At 71.1% G+C, this 20645-nt stretch carries 14 protein-coding genes and 1 tRNA gene; 13 read left to right on the top strand and 2 right to left on the bottom strand.

Annotated elements, in window-relative coordinates; all coding sequences use genetic code 11:
- Positions 1–15 precede the first annotated feature (15 nt).
- The 5 genes from G531_RS0113590 (at position 16) to G531_RS0113570 (ending at position 5566) form a co-directional block, all read left to right on the top strand.
- A complete protein-coding gene (locus G531_RS0113590) occupies positions 16–450 on the top strand; it encodes an FAS1-like dehydratase domain-containing protein (RefSeq protein WP_026927679.1) in 435 nt (144 codons plus the stop codon).
- A complete protein-coding gene (locus G531_RS0113585; protein WP_026927678.1) occupies positions 447–833 on the top strand; it encodes a MaoC/PaaZ C-terminal domain-containing protein in 387 nt (128 codons plus the stop codon). Before G531_RS0113590 ends, G531_RS0113585 begins: the two co-directional genes overlap by 4 nt.
- Positions 830–1906, top strand: coding sequence for a UDP-N-acetylmuramate dehydrogenase (locus tag G531_RS0113580; RefSeq protein WP_051215487.1), 1077 nt, complete (start codon positions 830–832; stop codon positions 1904–1906). Before G531_RS0113585 ends, G531_RS0113580 begins: the two co-directional genes overlap by 4 nt.
- Positions 1903–3801 carry a malto-oligosyltrehalose trehalohydrolase gene (gene treZ / locus G531_RS22595; protein WP_245630523.1) on the top strand — a complete coding sequence of 633 codons (1899 nt, stop codon included), beginning with the start codon at positions 1903–1905 and terminating at the stop codon, positions 3799–3801. Before G531_RS0113580 ends, treZ begins: the two co-directional genes overlap by 4 nt.
- A 112-nt stretch (positions 3802–3913) precedes the next feature.
- The gene (locus G531_RS0113570; protein WP_026927676.1) at positions 3914–5566 is read left to right on the top strand and encodes a dihydroxyacetone kinase family protein; all 1653 of its coding nucleotides are present in this window, start codon (positions 3914–3916) and stop codon (positions 5564–5566) included.
- A 78-nt stretch (positions 5567–5644) separates the two neighbouring features.
- On the opposite strand, the gene G531_RS0113565 is transcribed toward G531_RS0113570, so the two are convergent.
- Entirely contained in the window at positions 5645–7126 is a 1482-nt protein-coding gene (locus G531_RS0113565; RefSeq protein WP_026927675.1) for an AMP-binding protein, read from the bottom strand.
- A 128-nt stretch (positions 7127–7254) separates the two neighbouring features.
- Here G531_RS0113565 and G531_RS22590 point away from each other — a divergent pair, with 128 nt between their 5' ends.
- The 5 genes from G531_RS22590 to G531_RS0113540 all read left to right on the top strand — a co-directional run bounded on the left by G531_RS22590 (position 7255) and on the right by G531_RS0113540 (position 15339).
- Positions 7255–8076 (top strand): hypothetical protein, encoded by an 822-nt coding sequence (locus G531_RS22590; protein ID WP_211221856.1) that lies wholly within the window; start codon positions 7255–7257, stop codon positions 8074–8076.
- Between the two features lie 175 nt (positions 8077–8251).
- The gene (locus G531_RS24750) at positions 8252–10963 is read left to right on the top strand and encodes a hypothetical protein (protein WP_155827970.1); all 2712 of its coding nucleotides are present in this window, start codon (positions 8252–8254) and stop codon (positions 10961–10963) included.
- An 88-nt stretch (positions 10964–11051) separates the two neighbouring features.
- Entirely contained in the window at positions 11052–12026 is a 975-nt protein-coding gene (locus G531_RS0113550) for an AAA family ATPase (protein ID WP_026927673.1), read from the top strand.
- Positions 12023–13165 carry a DUF58 domain-containing protein gene (locus G531_RS24745; protein WP_051215485.1) on the top strand — a complete coding sequence of 381 codons (1143 nt, stop codon included), beginning with the start codon at positions 12023–12025 and terminating at the stop codon, positions 13163–13165. Before G531_RS0113550 ends, G531_RS24745 begins: the two co-directional genes overlap by 4 nt.
- A complete protein-coding gene (locus tag G531_RS0113540; RefSeq protein WP_145978752.1) occupies positions 13162–15339 on the top strand; it encodes a transglutaminase TgpA family protein in 2178 nt (725 codons plus the stop codon). Before G531_RS24745 ends, G531_RS0113540 begins: the two co-directional genes overlap by 4 nt.
- Here G531_RS0113540 and G531_RS26930 read toward each other — a convergent pair.
- The gene (locus G531_RS26930) at positions 15329–16996 is read right to left on the bottom strand and encodes a serine/threonine-protein kinase (RefSeq protein WP_051215484.1); all 1668 of its coding nucleotides are present in this window, start codon (positions 16994–16996) and stop codon (positions 15329–15331) included. The genes G531_RS0113540 and G531_RS26930 overlap by 11 nt on opposite strands.
- Before the next feature lie 1575 nt (positions 16997–18571).
- Between G531_RS26930 and G531_RS0113530 the strand changes: the two genes are divergently transcribed.
- The 3 genes from G531_RS0113530 to secE all read left to right on the top strand — a co-directional run bounded on the left by G531_RS0113530 (position 18572) and on the right by secE (position 20613).
- On the top strand, positions 18572–19858 hold the full coding sequence (locus G531_RS0113530) for an aspartate aminotransferase type Ic (RefSeq protein ID WP_026927671.1): 1287 nt from the start codon (positions 18572–18574) through the stop codon (positions 19856–19858).
- A 56-nt stretch (positions 19859–19914) separates the two neighbouring features.
- A tRNA-Trp gene (locus tag G531_RS0113525) sits at positions 19915–19987 on the top strand.
- 110 nt (positions 19988–20097) lie between these two features.
- Positions 20098–20613 (top strand): preprotein translocase subunit SecE, encoded by a 516-nt coding sequence (gene secE / locus G531_RS24740; RefSeq protein ID WP_145978751.1) that lies wholly within the window; start codon positions 20098–20100, stop codon positions 20611–20613.
- The last annotated feature ends 32 nt before the right edge of the window (positions 20614–20645 follow it).

Here is a 20645-nt window from a genome sequence, read left to right as displayed (position 1 = left end):
CGGTAGGTTGGGGCCATGCCCATCACGCCGGAGCACGTCGGACGCAGTTACCCACCCACCGAGCCCTATCAGGTGACTCGCGGCAAGATCGCCGAGTTCGCCGCCGCGCTCGGGGACGCCAACCGGGCGTACGCCGGCACGGAGGCGATCGCCCCGCCGACCTTCGCCGCGGTCCTGGCGAGCACGGCCTGGGACGCGATGTTCACCGATGCCGAACTGGGCTTGGCCCTGCCCCGGGTGATGCACACCGAGCAGCAGATCGCCTTCACCCGGCCCCTGCGGGCCGGTGACGAGGTCACCGCGACGCTCACCCTGACCGGGGTCCGCAGCCGCAGCGGGGTCGACATGATCACCAACGAGGTGCTCATCGCCACCACCGCCGGCGAGGAGATCTGTCGGGCCACCGGCAGCCTGTACCACACCCAGCCGAGCAACGAGGAGCAGCAGTGAGTCAGCAGTTGCCGCCACTGGAGATCCGGGTGACCCGGGAGCAACTGGTCCGGTACGCCGGGGCCTCCGGCGACTTCAACCCGATCCACTACTCCGATCACTTCGCCACCGCACTCGGGCTGGACGGCGTGGTGGCGCACGGCATGCTCACGATGGGGCTGGGGCTGCGCGTGGTGACCGACTGGTGCGGTGACCCGGCCCGGGTGGTGACCTATTCCTTCCGGTTCCGGCGTCCCGTTCCGGTGCCCGACGACGCCGACGGGACGCTGGTGAGCTTCACCGCCACCGCCGAGGATGCCGCCGACGGGATCATCCCGATCAGCGTGCAGGCCCGCGTCGCCGGCACCGTGGTCGGCTCCGGCAAGGCGGAGGTGCGCGCATGACCGACTTCGATCCCACCTGTGATCTGCCCGGCGAGCGCGGACCGGAACTGGCCTCGTACACCACGCTGCGGGTCGGCGGCCCGATCGGCACACTGCGGGTCGCCGGCAGTGCGGAGGAACTGGTCGCCATCGTCGACGCCTGCGACCGGGCCGGCGAACCGGTCCTGGTCCTCGGTGGCGGCTCCAACACCCTCGCCGGGGACAAGGGCTTCCCCGGCACCGTGGTGCTGATCGCCGGCCGCGGCATCCGGTCGGTGGAATCCGGCTGCACCGGCGCCGAGGTCGAGGTCGAGGCGGGCGAACCGTGGGACGCCTTCGTCGCGTACGCGATCGCCCGGGACTGGATCGGGATCGAGGCGCTGTCGGGGATCCCCGGTCTGGTCGGGGCCACTCCCATTCAGAACGTCGGTGCGTACGGGGCCGAGGTCGCCGAGACGATCACCCGGGTCCGCACCTGGGATCGGGTCGACCGGGCGTACCGGACCTTCACCGCCGACCAATGCGGCTTCGGCTACCGCTGGTCGCGATTCAAGGCCGATCCCGGCCGCTACCTGGTCCTCCAGGTCCATTTCCAGTTCCTGCGCGGCTCGCGCTCGGCCCCGATCAAGTACGCCGAACTCGCCCGGCGCCTCGGCGTCCAGGTGGGAGAGCGGGCCGACACCACCGCGGTCCGTGAGGCGGTCTGGGAACTGCGCGCCGGCAAGGGCATGGTGCTCAATCCGATCGACCACGACTCCTGGTCGTTGGGCTCGTTCTTCACCAATCCGCTGCTCACCGCCGAGGAGGCCGCCCGGCTGCCCGAAGCGGCGCCGCGGTTCCCGGCGACCGGGCCGGACGGGAGCGAGCGGGTCAAGTCCAGCGCCGCCTGGCTGATCGATCATGCCGGGTTCGGCAAGGGGTACGGCTCGGGGCCGGCGACGCTGTCGACCAAGCACACCCTGGCGCTGACCAACCGGGGGCATGCCCGGGCCGAGGATGTGCTGGCCCTGGCCCGGGAGATCCGCGACGGGGTGGAGCAGAAGTTCGGGGTTCGCCTGGTTCCCGAACCGGTCCTGGTCGGGTGCGCCCTGTGACCCAACAGCGAGCGCTGGGCCGCGGCCGCGGGATGAGTACGCCGGGCATGAGCTTCGACGTCTGGGCGCCCCGGGCGCACCGATTGCGGCTGTTCGCCGACGGGGAGACCTATCCGATGGAACGGGTCGAGTACGGCTGGTGGCGACCCGCGGAGCCGCTGCCGGAGCACCTGTTCCGCACCGGCGTCGACTACGGCTTCCTGATCGACGACGAGGACACCCCGACGCCGGGGCCGCGCACCCGCTGGCAGCCCTACGGCGTCCACGGGCTGTCCCGCACCTTCGATCGGGCCGAGTACCAGTGGCAGGACGGGGCCTGGACCGGCCGTCAGCTCGCCGGAGGCACCATCTACGAACTGCACCTGGGCACCTTCAATCCCGTCGGGGAGACCGGTGGCACGCTGGACAGTGCGATCGAGAAGTTGGACCACCTGGTCGAGCTGGGGGTCGACTTCGTCGAACTGATGCCGGTCAATGCGTTCAACGGGCCGCACGGCTGGGGGTACGACGGGGTCGACTGGTTCGCGGTGCACCACGAGTACGGCGGGCCCGCGGCGTACCAACGCTTCGTGGACGCCTGTCACGGCAAGGGCCTGGGGGTCATCCAGGACGTGGTCTACAACCATCTCGGGCCCTCGGGGAACTACCTGCCCAAGTACGGTCCCTATCTGCTGGAGGGCACCGACAACGCCTGGGGCGCCTCGATCAACCTGGACGGGGAGGAGTCCGACGAAGTACGCCGCTACATCATCGACAATGCGCTGAGCTGGCTGCGTGACTTCCACGTCGACGGGCTGCGGCTGGATGCGGTGCATGCCCTGCGCGACACCCGCGCGATCCACATCCTGGAGGAACTGGCCGGTGAGGTCGAGGTGCTCAGCGCGTTCGTCGGGCGGCCGCTGACGCTGATCGCGGAGTCGGACCTGAACGATCCACGGCTGATCACCAGCCGCGAGGCCGGCGGGTACGGGCTCAGCGCCCAGTGGTCCGACGACTTCCACCATGCGTTGCTGGCGAACCTGACCGGCATCGACTCCGGGTACTACGCCGACTTCGGCGGACTGGAAGCGCTGGCCAAGGTGATCGAGACCGGCTACTTCCACGACGGCACCCTGTCCACGTTCCGGGGGCGGCGGCACGGCCGCCGGATGGACACCTCCCGGACCCCGACCTGGCGGCTGGTGGTCTGTTCGGACAATCACGACCAGATCGGCAATCGTGCCGACGGGGCCCGGTTGTCCTCCCAGTACGCGGTGGACCGGCTGGGCATCGCCGCGACGCTGACCCTGCTCGGGCCGGGCACCCCGATGATTTTCCAGGGCGAGGAATGGGGCGCCTCGACCCCGTTCGCGTTCTTCAGTTCGCACCCCGAGCCGGAGCTGGGCGCGTCGGTCACCGCGGGGCGCCTGGCCGAGTTCCCCAAGATGGACTGGGATCCCGCCGCGGTGCCCGATCCGCAGGCCCTGAGCACCTTCACCGGGTCCTTCCTGGACTGGTCGGAGGTCGGGCAGGGGGACCATGCCGAATTGCTCGCGCTGTACCGGGAACTGATCGGGCTGCGGCGGACCTATCCCGACCTGACCGATCCGCGGTTCGAGTGGACCGCGGTCGACTTCGATGAGAACGACCACTGGTTCTGTGTCTTCCGCGGGGAACGGATGGCCTTCGCGGTCAACTTCGGCAACTCCTTCGCCGGCTTCGAGATCGACGGCTCCTATCAACTGCTGCTGCAGCGCCGGGACGCGACGCTGGAGACCCGCCGGGTGCCGCATCCGGAGCATCCGGGCGAGACCGTGGAGCGGACCTTCGTGCATCTGCCCGAGTATGCGATCGCGGTGCTGCGCTCTGACGACGAGTTCGCCGGGGTGCGGGCGTACGGGTCGGCGCGGGACTGACCCCCAGTGATCTGAACGACCCCGAGTGATCTGAACGACCCCGAGTGACCTGATCGACACCGAGTGGACCTGAACGACACGGGCGAGAATGCCGAGGAGTGGGGGAGGACCGATGAAGAAGTTCATCAATGACAGCGCAACCGTGGTTCGGGAGGCCCTGCTGGCGCAGGCGCGCCGGCCCGGGGTCGCGCTGCTGACCGATGAGGACGTGCTGATCCGGACCGATCGGCCCGCGGGACAGGTCGCGGTGGTCTCCGGGGGCGGCTCCGGCCACGAACCGGCCCATGCTGGCTATGTCGGTGCCGGAATGCTCACCGCCGCCGTCGCCGGAGCGGTGTTCACCTCACCTTCGGTGGACACGGTGCTGGCCGCGCTGCGGGCGGTGGCGAGCCCGGCCGGGATCCTGCTGATCGTGAAGAACTACACCGGGGACCGGCTGAACTTCGGGATGGCGGCCGAGCTGCTGCGCAGCGAGGGAGTCCCGGTCGAGGTGGTCACCGTCGCCGACGACGTCGCGATCGCCGCCGGCGGGGACCGGCCCGGCCGGCGTGGGATCGCCGGCACCGTGTTCGTGCACAAGATCGCCGGGGCGGTGGCCGAGGCGGGCGGAACGCTGACCGAGGTGGCCGAGGCGGCCCGCGCGGCCGCCGCCGACGTCCGCACCATGGGGGTCGCGCTGCACGCCTGCACCCTGCCCGGCGCGACGGCACCGGTCCGCGAGCTCGGGGACACCGAACTCGAATGGGGGATGGGCATCCACGGTGAGGCAGGCGTGGAACGCGGCGAGATCGTCCCGGCGGCCCGGGTGGTGGATCGGCTGCTCGGCACGATCCTGGCCGACTTCGATCCGGCGCCGCGACGCTGCGCCCTGCTGGTGAACAGCCTCGGCGCCACCGGGCCGCTGGAACTCGACATCGTGGCCCACGACGCCGTCGACTGGCTGACCCAGCGCGGGCACAGCGTCGAACGGGTCTGGGTCGGGCCCCTGCTCACCGCTCTGGATACCGCGGGAGTCTCGTTGTCGGTGCTCCCGGTCGATGCGGATCGGCTGGCCCGGTTGGATGCGGCGACCACCGCGCCCGGGTGGCCCGGATCCGGCGTGATCACCGCGGTGGACCTGGTGCCCGCGGCGCCGCGCGAACCGGGCGAGTCGGGGGAGACGCTGGGCACCGACAGCGTCGCCCGCCGGGCACTCGACGCGGTCTGCACCGCCCTGATCGACGCCGAACCCGCCCTCACCGAACTGGATTCCCGGGTCGGGGACGGCGATCTGGGCACCAGCCTGGCCCGCGGGGCCCGAGCGATCCTGGCCGAGATCGACACCCTCCCGGCCGCCGATGACCGGCTGCTGCAACGGATCTCGGGGATCGTGCGGCGGGCGATCGGTGGCACCTCCGGTCCGCTGTACGCCGTGGGCCTGCTGCGGGCCGGAACCGTGCTGGGCGAGGGCGGCGACTGGGCGGCGGCATTCCCGGCCGGGGTGGCCGCCATCGGTGACCTCGGCGGGGCCCGGCTCGGCGACTCCACGATGCTCGACGCGCTGATCCCGGCCGCCGAGGCGTACGCCCGCACCGAAGGCGACCCGGCGGCCCGGCTGGACGCGGCGATCGCCGCCGCCGAGGCCGGCACCCGCAGCACCGCCGACACCGCCGCGCGGGTCGGTCGGGCCAGCTACCTGGGCGAGCAGGCCGTCGGCGTCGAGGATCCCGGCGCCCGGGCCGTGGTCATCTGGCTCACCGCGCTCGGGGACGCCCTGCGCCGGTGAGCCGTACCTCGCCGACCCCGCGCGCCCGGGTCGGCGAGGCTGGGCCGGGCCACCTTTGTGGGAGCCCCGGCCGACCGGTCACAGCGTGATCGAGCGCTTCAGAATCTTCCCGGTCGGACCCTTGGGCAACGCCCCGAACCGGACGATGCGTGGGTACTTGTAGCTGGCGATCCGCTCCTTGACGAAGTCGATGATCTCCTGCTCGGTGGCCTGGGTCCCCTCCCGGAGGGTGACCAGGGCGCCGACCTCCTCGCCGACCGACTCGTTCGGGACCGCCACGACCGCGGCCTCGGCGACCGCCGGGTGGGTGTAGAGGATCTCCTCGACCTCGCGCGGGTACACGTTGTAGCCGTTGCGCAGGATCATGTCCTTCTTGCGGTCCTTGATGAAGTAGAAGCCGTCACTGTCGACGACGGCCAGGTCGCCGGTGTGGAACCAGCCGCCGCGCATCGCCTCGGCGGTGGCGTCGGGGTTGTTCAGGTACTCCTTCATCACGTTCTCGCCGCGGATGCAGATCTCCCCGATGGTGTCGACGTCGGTGATGGTGTTGCCGTCGGCGTTCTGCAGGCAGAACTCGACACCGCGGATCGGCGTACCGATCGAGCCTGGCTTCGCCTGCTCCGCGCGGTTGAACGAGGCGACCGGGGAGGTTTCCGACAGCCCGTAGCCCTCGAGCACCGTGACGCCGAGATCCCGCTCGAACCCGTGCAGCACCTCCACCGGCAGCGAGGAGCCGCCCGAGACGGCCAGGCGCAGCTTCGAGGCATCGGTCTGCGCGTGCTCAGGTACCTGCAGCACGGCGACGAACATCGACGGTACGCCCATGAAGATGGTGATCCCGTCCTCGGCGATCATCCGCAGTGCTTCCACCGGATCGAAACGGGGCAGCAGGTCCAGGGTGGCCCCACCGGAGATCGCGGTATTCATCGCACAGGTCTGCCCGAAGCAGTGGAACAGCGGCAGTCCGCCGAAGATCACATCGCCGGCCTCGATGGAGAACAGCGTCTCCCGAGTGGTGGTCACATTGGTCCGGATGTTGTCATGGGTCAGCACGGCGCCCTTGGGTCGCCCGGTCGTCCCCGAGGTGTAGAAGATCACGCACTCGTCGGAGCCGGCCCGGTCCACCACGTCCAGGGTCGGCGCCAGGGCCATCAGCAACTGATCGAACTCCCCGGGCACGACCGGGACGACCTGGGTCCCGGTGGCCGCACCGGCCTTGGTCGCCTCCTCCGCGAACGAGGCGAACACCACGCCGACCTTGACCTCGGCGTCGCGCCAGGCGTACTCGATCTCACCGGCCTTCAGCAGCGGGTTCAGCGGCACCACCACCGCGCCCAGCCGCTCGATCGCGTTGTACACGATCGGGAAGTACGCCACGTTCGGCATGATGATCGAGACCCGGTCACCGGCCCCGACGCCGAGTTCGGTCAGGCGGGTCGCGAACCGGGCCGCGGCCTGATTGAGGACGGCGTAGGTGAGGGTTACCTCGCCCTGCTTGATCGCGATCAGATCGGGGGTCTTCGTGGCGCGCTCGGCCAACCAAACGGCGATGTTTGTCATGCGGGCAGCCTAATAAAAAGTCACTCAAGTTACTAGAGGGTAGCGAGGTGAATTTCGGTTCACCCAACCCGCTGCCCGGGCGACCCCACAGCCCTTTAAGCTCTGCCTCAGCTAGGGAAGGAGCAACAGTGCTTCGGGTGGAACTGCGTACCGCCGGCATGCCGACTGTCGTCCTCGGGTCCCAGGAGACCCTGGTCTTCGGGCGCGCCCCGCATGCCACACTGCCGGAGGAGGAGGCGAGTTCGACGCTGCAGGTGACCACGCTGGCACTGCCGCAGTCGACCCCGCACACCTCCCGGATTCTCGGGGAACTGGTCGTCGGGGAGGACATCGTCCGGCTGCGCTGGCACGGTTCCACCGAGGCCCAGCTCTCCAGCCTGTTCGAGGCCCCGGGCGGTGCCCGCCGGGTCACCCTGGTCAAAGGGATGGCCGCCCTGCTGGATGAGGGGGAGAACACCGTCGGGGTGTTGCGCGGTCGTCAGGGCGTCGGTGACCAGTACGACGACCTGCTGATCGAGGTCAATGTCGAGGCGGCCGAGACCCAGCCCCACGAGAGCCCCCAGGTGGAGGGCTCGGAGGACCTCACCGCGCCGGCGCCGAACCTCGGCCGGGGCACCAAGGAATGGTTCGTCGCGCTCGCCCTGGCCGAGCCCTGGCTGGTCGGCGACGACTCCTACCCCCGGCCCCCGTCCAACCGGGAGATCTACGAACGGGTCCTCGGCTGGCACGGGTACGCCTGGAACCTGGATCGGCCGCAGCGGGTCGACGACTCGATCCGGATCATCTCCGGGATCGCCTTCGGGCCGCGGGAAGACCCCTTTGCCGTCGGTGCCGGATCCCGGCGGGTCCAGAACGTCCGCTTCGCGATCGGTCGACGGGCGGCCGAGGTGCGACTGGTGACCGCGGAGGATCTGGCGCAGGTGTACGCCAATGCCCGCACCCAGCAGTAGAGGTGGCCGGAAACCGTCACCCGGATGAACGTTCGGTGAATGACGCCGCGCCGGCGGAAGCTTCCGGATTCCCCGATTGGGTCGCTCGGCCCGGATGAGACAAGATAAACACTGATTTGCGATCGGTTGCTGACGTGATCGCGTACGCCCAGGTGAGGTCCGAGGAGGGACAGCGGTGACGAGTGCAAAGCGGAAGCCGAGGCTGCGGCCACGCAAGGCACTGGCGAACGCGTCGGCAATGTCGGCGATCGCCCTGGGCCTGACCGGCGTGATGGTCGGTTCGGGCGTGGCCAGCACCGCGATCGGGGTCACCGACGGCGTGACCTGGCTGGGTGATCGCAACTCCGGGGAGATCCTCCAGTACAACCCGAGCACCGGCATCGTGGAGCAGTCCGTACGCGTCGCCGAGCCGGGCGCCGATGTGGTCGTGGTCCAGCACAACGGCATGCTGGCGCTGAAGAACAAGAAGACCGGGGAAATCACCACCTTCGACCTGCGCACACTGACCGTGGGCGGACAGCGGACCGGCGCCGAGGCCAAGGTGCTGATGGGCAAGGGGCGGATGTATGTGGCCGACGCCGCCGCCGGGACCATCACCCGGATCGATCCGGTCACCGCGACCGACCTCGGCACCCCGTGGACGGTGAGCAACTCCGGCGGGGCCGCGCTGATCGACGCCGTCGCCGACGAGTCCGGCACCGTCTGGGCAGCCCTCGGGGACGGCCGGGTCAAGGCGATCGAATGGGAGGACGCCGGCTCGGGTCGGCTCGCCGAGCGCTCCTCGCACACCGTGGAAGGGGTCGCCGAGGACGCCGTGCTGACCCCGCACGACAAGGGCGTGACCGTCTTCGGGCCGAAGGCCGGCGTGATCGCCACCGTGGGTACCGGTCAGGACACCTACCAGCAGAGCAACCAGTTGATCGGCCTGGATCCGGGCAAGATCGCGACCCCGGACCTGATTCCCGCGGCGCTGCCCGACCGGGGCACCGTGGTGATCGTCACCAAGGGCGAGGTCCGGCAGGTCAACACCACCGCCCTCGGCTGCCCGCGCCCGACCCAGCCGGTCTCGTTCAACGGCACCGTGTACGTGGTCTGCGAGGGCTCGGACAAGGTGATCCGGCTCGATCCCGACGGCAACCCCGGGGGGCCGGAGATTGCCACCCCGCACGGCGCCAAGCCGGAAGCGATCGTCGACGAGGGTCGACTCATTCTGAACACGCCGGGCGCCGAGCAAGGCATCGAGATCGACCGCGACGGCCGTTCGAAGACCTTCGACCGCCGCCCGAGCGGGGCCGCGTCCGGGCGCCAGGGCGGCGCCGACGCCCCCGTGGTCGACGTCCCCGGGGCGCAGGAGCAGGCCCAGAACGATCTGCTCGACAACCAGTCCCTGAACAACGGGGAACGCAGCGGATCCGGAAATGCGATCCCGCAGCCCGACCGGGTCGACCAGCGCAATGAAGTGGTCCAGGGCCAGCAGGGACGCGCCTCCGGTGAGGTCAACCCGCAGCCGGCCCCCAGTCTCGAGCGGCCTGCCGGGCAGGCCTGGGAGTCCCCGCAGCCGCGCAGCTGGGAGGAGCGCCAGCGCAATCGGCCGGTGCTCCCCGAGGTGCTGCCGACCGAACAGCCCAGCGACCCCGGTCAGGGTGAGCAGGGCGGCAACGGCAATAACGGCAATGGCAACGGCAATAACGGCAATGGCAACAGCGGGAACAACGGCAACGGCAACAACGGCAACGGCCGGGGTCAGCAGGGCCAGCCCGAGGCCGGCCAGCAGCAGCCGCTGCCTCCGGTCGAACCGACCCTGCCCGAGGTCCCGTCGACCGAGCAGGCACCGTCGCAGTGGCCCCAGCCGCCCGCCGGATCGGGTGCCCCCGAGCAGCCCGGGCCGCCGGCCGAGGGGCAGCCGACCCTCCCCGGAACCGATCCCTCCGGCGCGCAGCCCGCTCCCTCCGTCCCTGTTCCGGGGCCGACCGGTGGTCAGCCCAGCGGCGTTCCGGCGCCCAGCGGCGTACCCACCGACGGCGGTGCCCCGAGCGGCTCGGCCCCCACCGGGCCGGCGCCCACCACCGCGCCCCCGACCACGCAGGCCCCGAGCACCGCGGCCCCGACGACGCAGGCCCCGAGCACCGCGGCCCCGACGACGCAGGCGCCGAGCACCGCAGCTCCGACGACGAAGCCGCCGACGACCGCGGCCCCGACCACGAAGGCGCCGACCACCGCGGCCCCGACCACCCAGGCCCCGACCACGGCGAAGCCGTCGACCACCAGTGCGGCACCGAAGCTGGCTGCGCCGACCGGGGTGTCCGCCACGGCCCGGGGCACCAGCGTCACCGTGACCTGGCAGCACGGCGGCGCCGACTCCTACCAGGTCAGCGTCGGCGGGAAGTCGGTGAGTGTCGCCGCGGCGACCCGGGCGGCGACCCTGACCAACGTCGCGTACGGCACCCAGGACGTCACCGTCACCGCCAAGCAGGGAACCCAGAGCGCCTCGGCGTCCACCACCGTCACCCTGCAGGCTCCGACGCCCACCCCGACCACGGCCAAGCCGACCACGCCGAAGCCCACAACGGCCCAGCCGACCACGCCGAAGCCCACCACGGCCAAGCCGACCACCACCGCCCCGCGTACGCCGCAGACACCCACGGTGACCGGCGGACAGGCGATCAGCGGGACCTCGGTCCAGCTGACCTGGTCCTACCCCGGCTCGGCCAACCCGGACCAATTCATCGTGTACTGCAACAACACCACCACGATCCAGGTATCCGGGAGCGCCCGCAGCACCAAGATCAACTGTGGCGATGTCAAGGGCGGGGTGTTCGTGGCCGTCCGCGCCGTGATCGGCACGCAGGAGTCGGCGCTGTCGACGGAGTACTACATCAAGGCGTGAGGCGAGTTTGGTTCGGCCCCGGCGCGGTCGGTAGAAAGACCCTGAACACCCGCCGCACCCGACAGGTCGCACCCAGGAGAGGCATCCGATGACGACAATTGCCCCGGCCCAGGCAATCACCGATTTCCGCACGGTCCATTCCCGGCTCGGGGATGCGGTGGAGGGCGTGGTCCACGGCAAGCGGGACGTCATCGACCTGGTCCTGGTGGCCCTGTTCGCGCAGGGCCACGTGCTGCTGGAGGATGTCCCGGGCACCGGGAAGACCACGCTGGCCCGGGCGATCGGGCAGGGGTTCGGCGGCGCCTTCAGCCGGATCCAGTTCACGCCCGATCTGCTGCCGGCCGATGTCACCGGCACCACCGTGTTCAATCCCGGCGACGGTCAGGTCCGCTTCCGGGAGGGGCCGGTGTTCTGCAACATCCTGCTGGCCGATGAGATCAACCGGGCCGCCGCCAAGACCCAGTCCGCCCTGCTGGAGGTCATGGCCGAACGGACCGTCACCGTCGACGGCGTCGGACACTACGTGCCCGACCCCTTCCTGGTCATCGCGACCCAGAACCCGATCGACCTCGACGGCACCTACCGGCTGCCCGAGGCCCAGTTGGACCGCTTCCTGATCCGGGTATCGCTCGGCTACCCCGATGCCGAACGCGAACTCGACATTCTGCGTCCGGGCTCGCGGGCCGGGCGCAGCGACCTGATCGAGCCGGTCACCTCACCGGAGCAGGTCGCCGCGATCAGCCGCGCCCTGACCCACCTGCACATCGCCGACCCGCTGCTGGGCTACATCCGGGCGCTGGGGGAGCGGTCCCGCAACGATCCCCGACTCCGGCTGGGGGCCAGTACCCGCGGGCTGCGCGCCCTGGTCCGCTGCGCCCAGGTGTACGCCGCCTCGCAGGGTCGCAACTTCGTCGTTCCCGGTGATGTGCAGGTGCTGGCCGGCCCGGTCCTGGCGCACCGCATCATCCTCCAGCGCGAGGCGGAAATGGCCGGCGAGACCGGCACCTCGATCATCACCGACATCCTGGCCACGGTCGAGGTGCCCCAACCGGGACAGCAGTGAGCCCGGCCGCCCGACTCACCGGGCGCGGCATCGCCGTCGCCGTCATCGGCGGGCTCGTCGTGCTGGCCGCCCTGTTGCTGCACTATTCTTCGCTGTTCGGCATCGGGGCCGGACTGCTGCTGGCGGTCGCCCTCGATCTGGGCCTGGTCCTGCGTCCGCTGCGGCTGGCGGTGACCCGGAGCGTGGATGAGCGCGTCGTACCCCGCCAGGCCGACTGCATCGCGGAACTGAGGGTCAGCGGGGACGTTCCCCGGATCACCCGCACCGTGCTCAACGATCGGGTCGGGCGCGGTCGGATCGCGGTCCCGCTGGACGGGGCTGCGGTCACCTACCGGGTGCCGACGCTGCGCCGCGGGGTGGTCACCCTGGGGCCGGTCCGGGTCGAACGCACCGGTCTGTTCGGTCTGGCGATCGATGTGCGGGACCGGGGCGGGATCGACGAGGTCCGGGTGCTGCCGCGGACCATCCCGGTGCACCGGGTGCCCCGGGGCCGACGCCGTTCCGCGGTGGGTGCCGACGAATCGGTCGAGCGCGGCGGGACCGACCTGATCGGCCTGCACGAGTACGTCCCCGGCGACGACCTGCGCCGACTCCACTGGGGCACCTCGGCCCGCAGCGGGACCCTGATGATCCGCGACGACGCCGACCCCGCCAAGCCGCACCTCACCGTCGCGCTCGATGACCGCGCCGAGCACTATCGCGACCACGGCACCACCGACGCCGACTTCGAGGAGGCCGTGGAAATCGCGAACGCCCTGTGCGCGGCAGCCGTCCGACAGGGCAGCCCGGTGCACCTGATCACCGTCTCCGGGGTGATCGACGTCGAGGTCAACGAACGGATCGGCGCCCACGACGCCGACGCCGGTGCCCTCTTCGCCGCCCTGGCCGAGGTGCAGGCCGGCGAGCACGCCGACGGGATGCGGTTGGGCCGGGTGCTGGATTCGGTGGCGGTGATCAGTGGCGCCCGAGCACCCCTGGATTCGCTCAGCCTGATCGCCGACCGCGGCATCAACTCGGTGGTGCTGCTGGTAGACACCCCCGCGGCCGGTGCGATCGGCCGCGCCCGCGGCGGCGCGGTGGTCCTGCGCGGGCCCCGGTCCACCGATCTGGCCGCCCTGTGGGACTCGGTGATCCGATGACCGCGCCGACCCTGCCGACTGCCGCCGCACCCGCCGGGACCGGACCGGTTCCGGTCCCCGGGCGCGCGGAACCGGTGGCGCCGGAGTCGGATCGTTCCGCGCTGACCCGGGCCGGGCTGGTGCGCCGCGTCGTGATCGCGGTCGCGGTGCTGCTGCTGGGCGCGTGGTCGCTCTCGGCGGCCTGGGCGGGGTCGACCGCGCTGGTCCTGATCGCCGCCGCCGGTCTGGTCGCCCTCGGCTTCGCCGCAGCGCTGCGCCGCCTCGGCACCCAGGTGATCCTGGCCTGGGCGGTCGCGGTGCTGATCGCCCTCGGCGCGCTGGTGCTCGCCGGTCGCGGCGCCGACCTCGGGCCGCTGGCGGCGGTCACCGATGCGGTGCCGCGGCTGCTCACCTCCCCGGTGCCGGCCCCGGTCACCCCGCTGCTGGTGCTTCCCGGGATGATCCTCGGCTGGCTGGTCGGCTTCGGTCTGGGCTGGCGGCTGCGCGCCCCGGCGTACGCGGTGACCCCGCTGGTCGGCGGACTGGTGCTGTTCCTCGGCGGCGAACTCCTGGTGGTCGGCGGCTCGGACCCGTTCGGGCTGATCGGCCTGCTGCTGGTCGGCGCGCTCGGCCTGCACTGGTCCGGCTGGGGCGGCACCGGCCGGGCCCGGTCGATCGGGGCGAGCGTACGCGCGGTCGGCGCGGCCCTGCTGATCGGCCTGCTGACCCTGGCCCTCGGCTTCGTCCCGCTCGGAAAACCGTTCGACGTGCGTACGCTGGTCGACCCGCCCGCGGCGCCGGTCACCGAACCGAACCCGCTGCCGATGCTGGCCATGTGGGGCCGGCTCGGGGACGTCGAACTGCTGCGGACCACCGGTGACTCCTACCCGCTGCACCTGGTCGTGCTGCCCGACTATGACGGGGTCTCGTTCGGTTCCACCAGTAACTACATCGCGCTCGGTGCCGCCGGGGAGCCGGAACTGCCGCCGGGGCGATTCCAGGCCCGCTTCACCACCTCGGTCACCTGGCAGACCACCTCGCGCTGGCTCCCGGCACCGGGGCGTCCGGAGACGATCTCGATCCCCGATGCCCGGATCGACCCCGACACCGGTTCGCTGCTGACCGAGCGGATCCCCAACGGAGTGGTCTCCTACACCGTCAGCGGCTGGGTCGACGTTCCGCATTCCGACGAGCTGCGCGGGGCGCCGGCCGGAGTCTCCGAGCGGTTCACCGCGGGGCCCGAGCTGCCCGCCGACATGGTGGCGTACGCCCGGCAGGCCACCGCCGGCGCCGACGACGCGTACGCCGCGGCGAAACTGCTGGAGGCCGCGCTGAAGTCGAACCGGGCGTACACCACCACCGCCCAGGGCGGCTCCTCGATCGCCCGGCTGCGGCACTTCCTGTTCGACGACCCCACCCGGGGCGGCCGCGTCGGCAGTTCCGAACAGTTCGCCACCGCCTACGCCGTGCTGGCCCGGTCCCTCGGGCTGCCGACCCGGGTCGTGGTGGGGTTCGGGCCCGGGACCGCCGACCCGGCCCAGCCCGATGTCCGGATCGTGCGCGGCCGGGATGCGCTGGCCTGGCCGGAGGTCTACTTCGAGGGGTTCGGCTGGGTGCCGTTCAACCCGACCCCCGACGTCGAGCAGATCACCTCGAACAATTCCGGGCAGGCCGGACGCGCCTCGACGCCGTCTGCCCGGCCGACCCCGCAGGGCAGTGCGGCGCCCTCCCAGCAACCGGTGCCGCCGCGCCCGCTCGAAGTGAAGCACCCCTGGTTGCTCGCGGCCGGGATCGGCGGCGCGGTGCTCGCGGTGCTGGCCCTGCTGCTGATCGCCCGGGCCGTGCGGACCGGCCGGCACCGGCGCCAGGGAGCCGTCGGCGCCTGGCAGGAGGTGGTCGACGGGATGCGGCTGGCCGGCCGTCCCACGCCGGTGACCGAGCCGGCCACCGAGGTGGCCCGGCAGGTCGGTCCGGCGGCGTTGGCCGTGGCCCGGGCCGCCGAGGCGGCGACCTTCGCCCCACCGGGATATCTGGAGCCCGACGCCTGGACCCAGGCTCGCCACGCCCGCCGGCAGTTGCGGCGGGAGGCCTCCTGGTGGCGCACCCTGCTGTGGCCGATCAATCCTGTGCCGCTGCTGCGTCCCCGGGGTGCGCGCACCCGGCGACCCGGAAGGCGGGGGTCGGTCAGGGCGTGATGCAGTTGTCGGTCGGCGTACCGCTGGTCCCGATCCGGGAACCGACGCTGGCGATCACCACCGCGCACACCTTGGTCGGCACCGGATCGAGGGTCCGGGAGAAGGTCGTGGTCGGCGAGGCTTCCGGCTGCCCCTCGGTGGCGTCGTTGACCAGCAGGAGGACGAAGTACTGATCCGGCTTGGTCTCCGGCGCGGTCCAGGTCACCGTGACCTTCTTCGACCCCTTGTCGTAGCTGAGCGAGACGCCCTTGGGACTGAGCGACTGATCCAGTCGGGGGGTCGGGGTCGAGACGGGGGTGGGGGTCACCGGGGGCGGTTGCGTCCGGGTGGTCTGCGGCTGCCGGGTCAGGAACGCAATGATCACCACCACGATCACACCGAGCACGATCCCGGTGCCGCCGATCGCCAGCAGCGGCATCCGGCTCGGGCGCTCCGGCTCGGCGGCCGGCGCCGGTTCCTGGGCCGCCGAGGGCACCGAAACCGGCTGCGCCGGGGACAGTGAGGACTGGGCCGGGTACGCCGGTGGGCCGTACGCCGGTCCGCCCGGCCCGGGGGCCTGGGCGCCGGGTCCGGGGAGCGGACGGCCCGGCGCACCCGACCCGGGAACCGGTCCGCCCGGTCCGCCGGGTACGCCGGGCCCGAGGGGTCCGCCCGGTCCGGGCCCACCCGGCCCGGGACCCCACCCGAGCGGGGTCGGGGCGGGCTGCGCGGCAGTCGGTGCCGCGGAGAACTGGTGGACCGGTGCGGCCGGGCTCACCTGCGGTGGTTGGGCGGGCGGATTGACCGGAGCGGCGTACATCGCGGGCATGCTCTGGGTCCCGCCGGGCCCCCAGTGGCGGGCCTCCAGGGCGACCGCGCGCAACTCGTCGCGCATCGCCGCGGCGGTGGGGAAACGGCGCGCCGGATCCTTCTCCAGGGCGCGATCGATGATCGTGACCAGGCTGCGGGGGACGTCGGTGCGGGTCAACGGACGTGGCGGCTGGGACCGGACCCGGCCGATATAGGCCAGCGCACTGTCCCGCTCCGGGCCGGTCGTGGTGAACGGCGGCTTGCCGTCGAGCAGGTGGAACAAGGTGGCGCCGAGGGAGAAGATGTCGTCGGCCTCCGAGGGCGGCAGCCCGTCCAGCACCTGGGGGGAGGCATGGCGATAGGAGAACCGGTCCGAGGAGGAAGTGTGGCCCGAATCGATCAGCCGCGCGATCCCGAAATCGGAGAGCACATAGCTGGTGGGCAGGCGCAGGATGTTCTGCGGCTTCACATCGCGGTGCAGTACGCCGTTGCTGTGCGCGAACGCGAGTGCGTCGGCGATCACCGCGCCGACATCGGTCACTTCCTCGGCACTCAACGGACCGGTGGCGGACAATTGTCGATCCAGTGAGCCGAGCTCGTAGAAGTCCATCACGATGCACGGGCGGCCCCGGCTGGAGGTCCCGATCTGCAGCACGTTGGCGATGTTGGGATGTTGCCGACCCAGCGAGACCATCAGCTGGACCTCGCGGGTGAAGCGGCGTACCGACTCGGCGTCGTCGACCATCAGCACCTTGATCGCGACATCGCGATTCAATGCATCCTGGGTCGCGCGGTAGACCGTCGCGTCGCCGCCGCGACCGATCTCCTGCCAGTGGGAGAATCCGGGCAGACTCTCGTCGGTAGTCAAAGATTCCCCCCTCGCCTGGCCGGATCCGAGCCCCTGCGTCGGACATTCGATGTCCAGCCAAGCACGCGAAGGTGAATCATTGGTGACACCTTGCCCCACTGGCGTCCGACCAGAAATATCGTAGCGATCTGAGAGTCCCCTGACGAAACCTGAGAATCCGGAGCCCGGCCGCAGCCGTGGGCTGACTGGGGGCGATGCGGAGCCAGGCCCGCGTCAGGAAATACCGATCAGCGACGCCTCCGGTCGATCCGCGGGCGGTTCAGCAGATGCGCGAACGGTCAGGTTATGGGAGTGGTGTCTGGGGGCGTTCCTGGGGCGCGGCTCGCGGGTTCTCTGGCGGGTCGGCGGGCGCTCCTGGCTGCTCGCGGGGCCCCGTCCGGCGCGCGGCCCCTGCAGGGCCCGCGGACCCGAACTCAACCCGCGCCGCCGAACTTGACCCGCGCGATCGGACATGCCCCTTGGGTCGAGCCGGCAGCGCCGGCGCCACGAGCGCCCCGACCCGGTACCCGCCGCCGATGACAGGGAGCCATCACCAGTTTGCAAATCTGCCCCATTTCGAGGGTTTTTGCGGAACGAATGTCGCTTCCCTGTCAGGTTCGTCCTGATCGACTCCCCGCCTCACGCCGGCGACCCGGCCTCCCCGCCTCACGCCGGAACCCGGACTCCCCGCCTCACGCCGGAAACCTCGACCAAGCGCCAGGCCCCGGGCCGGGTCGGGTCCGAGCGGCGCCGGGGAGTTTGCTGCGACTCACCGTGGGCAGCGCAGCTTCAGCGACAGCAACGGTCACAAGTGGGCTTCCCGCGACAGCACCATGCCCCGGAGCCACTTCGGCACAATGCCCCGGAGCCAGTCCGGCGTGATGCCCCAGAGCCACTTCGGCGTAATGCCCCGGAGCCACTCCGGCGTCGGGAAATACCGATCAGCGACGCGTCAGGACGACCCGCGTGCAGTGCAGCCGATACGCGAACGGTCAAGTCAGGGGAGTGGTGTCTTGGGGCGCGGCTCGCGGGTTCCCTGACGGTCCGCGGGTGCTCCTGGCGGCTGGCGGGTCCGCATCCGGCGCGCGGCCCCTGCAGGGCCCGCAGACCCGAACTCGACCCGCGCCGCCGAACTCGACCCGCGTCCCCGAGTCGGTTGGGGCGCGGCTCGCGGGTTCCGTGGCGGTCCGCGGGTACTCCTGGCGGCTGGCGGGTCGGCATCCGGCGCGCGGCCCCTGCAGGGCCCGCGGAACCGAACTCGACCCGCGCCGCCGAACTCAACCCGCGTCCCCGAGTCGGCAGGCCACAGCCTGCGAGGGCCGGTCGGGTTGCGAGGGGCGGCCGGGGTGCGAGGGCCGGTCGGGGAGCGAGGAAAAACCTCGGGCAGCGTAGGCAGCAGTCATCGCTGCTCGCCATGGACCTTCGCTTCCGGGAGGGGTCCTTCGCTGTCCGGGGCTGAGCGGACGTCGGATGTACCCCGGCCATCGCGCGGTGTCGCCCCGGGGTTCCGCCCCGTGCGCATAGTGCCCGTCAGCCTCCTGCGCATAGTGCCCCGGGGATGCTCGCAGGCTGGGCGCGCTGCGATAATCTCGCGCTATGACACTGAACGAGCTCTCGCCCGCCGAGCTGGACACCTTCGTGGAGCAGCAGCAGACCGCCTACGACGCCCTGGTGGGGCAGGGGCTCAAGCTGGACATCACCCGGGGCAAGCCGTCGGCCGCGCAGCTCGATCTGAGCAATGATCTGCTCCGCGGTGCCCACGAGACCACCGTCGACGGCATCGACATCCGCAACTACGGCGGGGTGAAGGGGCTGACCACGATCCGGCAGATCTTCGCCGATCTGCTCGGGGTGCCGCTGGAGAACATCCTGGCCGCCGACAACGCCTCGCTGTCGATCATGCACGACCTGATCACCTTCGCCGTACTGCACGGAACCCCCGATTCCGACCGTCCGTGGGACCGCTCGACGATCAAGATCCTGTGCCCGGTGCCCGGCTACGATCGCCACTTCGCGATCTGCGAGGCCCTCGGGATCGAGATGATCCCGGTCCCGCTGGGCGAGCACGGCCCCGACCTGGCCCGGGTCCGCGAGCTGCTCGCCGATGACTCGGTCAAGGGCATGTGGGTCGTGCCGACCTACGCCAACCCGAACGGGATCGTCTACGACGAGGCCACCACCCGCGAACTGGTCAGCATGCCCGCCGCGCCGGACTTCCGGATCATCTGGGACAACGCGTACGCCGTGCACCACCTCACCGACCACGAGTATCCGGCGATCGATGTGCTCGGCCTGGCCACCGAGGCCGGCAACCCGAACCGGATCTGGGAGGTGGCCTCGACCTCGAAGATCACCTTCGCCGGCGCCGGGGTGTCCTTCCTGGCCGCCAGCGCCGCGAACCTGGACTGGTACCTGAAGTACACCGGTTTTCGCACCATCGGCCCGAACAAGGTCAATCAGCAGGCCCATGCGGAGTTCCTCGGCAGTGCCGACGGGGTCCGGGAACTGATGCGCAAGCACCGCGAGATCATCGCGCCGAAGTTCGCGGTGGTCGACGAGGTGCTGCAGCAGCGGCTCGGGGAGTACGCCGTGGCGACCTGGACCCGGCCCGAGGGGGGCTACTTCGTCACCCTCACCGTGCCGAACGGGACCGCCGCGGCCGTGGTGGCCCTGGCCAAGCAGGCCGGGATCGCGCTCACCCCGGCGGGTTCCTCGCACCCGCTCAAGCACGATCCCGACGACGCGGTGATCCGGCTCGCGCCGACCCTGCCGCCGGTGGCGGAGGTACGGGCCGCGATGGAGGGCGTGGCGACCTGCGTACTGCTCGCCGCCGGGCAGGCCCGGCAGGCCGCCGCGGGCTCGGTTCGACATTCTGCCGACTGAGTGCGTAAACTCTTGGTCTTGGTGGGGGCACCGAGGCAATCGACGCAGCCCACCGGACGGCAATAGCTCAACTGGCAGAGCATCGGTCTCCAAAACCGAAGGTTGGGGGTTCAAGTCCCTCTTGCCGTGCGAAGCACTTCCGTGCCTCGACCCGCACCCGCGAACGTGCTCCCAGGGTTCTGGTTGCGGCGTGCGGGGCGATCACACTGACCCAAGCGCCGAACGAAGGACACCGGACTGTGGCTGACGACATGACGACCGATTCGCACGACGAATCGGACGAGTCGACCCCAGACACCGGAACCGACGGCACCGGCAACGAGCGTTCCGAGGCCGAGGAGCCCACGCGGCGCCGCGTCCGGGCCACCCGCCCGCGCAAGAAGGCCGAGGTGGCCGAGGCCGATCTCGCCGAGGCCGACGTGGCCGAGAAATCCGCGGAGTCCGAGGCCGACGACGCGGACGAGGACGACAGCCCCGCGCGCAAGCGGCGCAGCAGCCCGAAGAAGAAGGAGTTGGCCACCACCGACTCCGACGACGAGGGCGCGATCGCGACCAAGGAGAAGAAGGACCGCCCGGTCGGGCCGATCACCTTCGTCAAGCAATCCATTGGCGAGTTGCGTAAAGTGGTGTGGCCCAATGGATCGACCGTGCAGCAGTACTTCATCGTGGTGCTGGTGTTCGTTCTGTTCATCATCGCCTTCGTCAGCCTGATCGACCTCGGTCTGGGCACCGCGATCCTGGCGCTGTTGGGCTGATCGAGCACGGCGTACGAAGCAAGAACTGGAGG

The organism is Granulicoccus phenolivorans DSM 17626 = NBRC 107789 = JCM 15570 (assembly GCF_000423085.1).
Classification (GTDB): Bacteria; Actinomycetota; Actinomycetes; order Propionibacteriales; family Propionibacteriaceae; genus Granulicoccus; species Granulicoccus phenolivorans.
Note: the sequence above shows the minus strand (reverse complement) of the source record. Positions and strands in the feature narration are given on the sequence as shown.

Coding starts and splice junctions, on each gene's coding strand:
- G531_RS0113590 (WP_026927679.1), top strand. CDS start 16: ATGCCCATCACGCCGGAGCACGTCGGACGCAGTTACCCACCCACCGAG.
- G531_RS0113580 (WP_051215487.1), top strand. CDS start 830: ATGACCGACTTCGATCCCACCTGTGATCTGCCCGGCGAGCGCGGACCG.
- G531_RS0113570 (WP_026927676.1), top strand. CDS start 3,914: ATGAAGAAGTTCATCAATGACAGCGCAACCGTGGTTCGGGAGGCCCTG.
- G531_RS0113565 (WP_026927675.1), bottom strand. CDS start 7,126: ATGACAAACATCGCCGTTTGGTTGGCCGAGCGCGCCACGAAGACCCCC.
- G531_RS0113550 (WP_026927673.1), top strand. CDS start 11,052: ATGACGACAATTGCCCCGGCCCAGGCAATCACCGATTTCCGCACGGTC.
- G531_RS0113540 (WP_145978752.1), top strand. CDS start 13,162: ATGACCGCGCCGACCCTGCCGACTGCCGCCGCACCCGCCGGGACCGGA.
- G531_RS0113530 (WP_026927671.1), top strand. CDS start 18,572: ATGACACTGAACGAGCTCTCGCCCGCCGAGCTGGACACCTTCGTGGAG.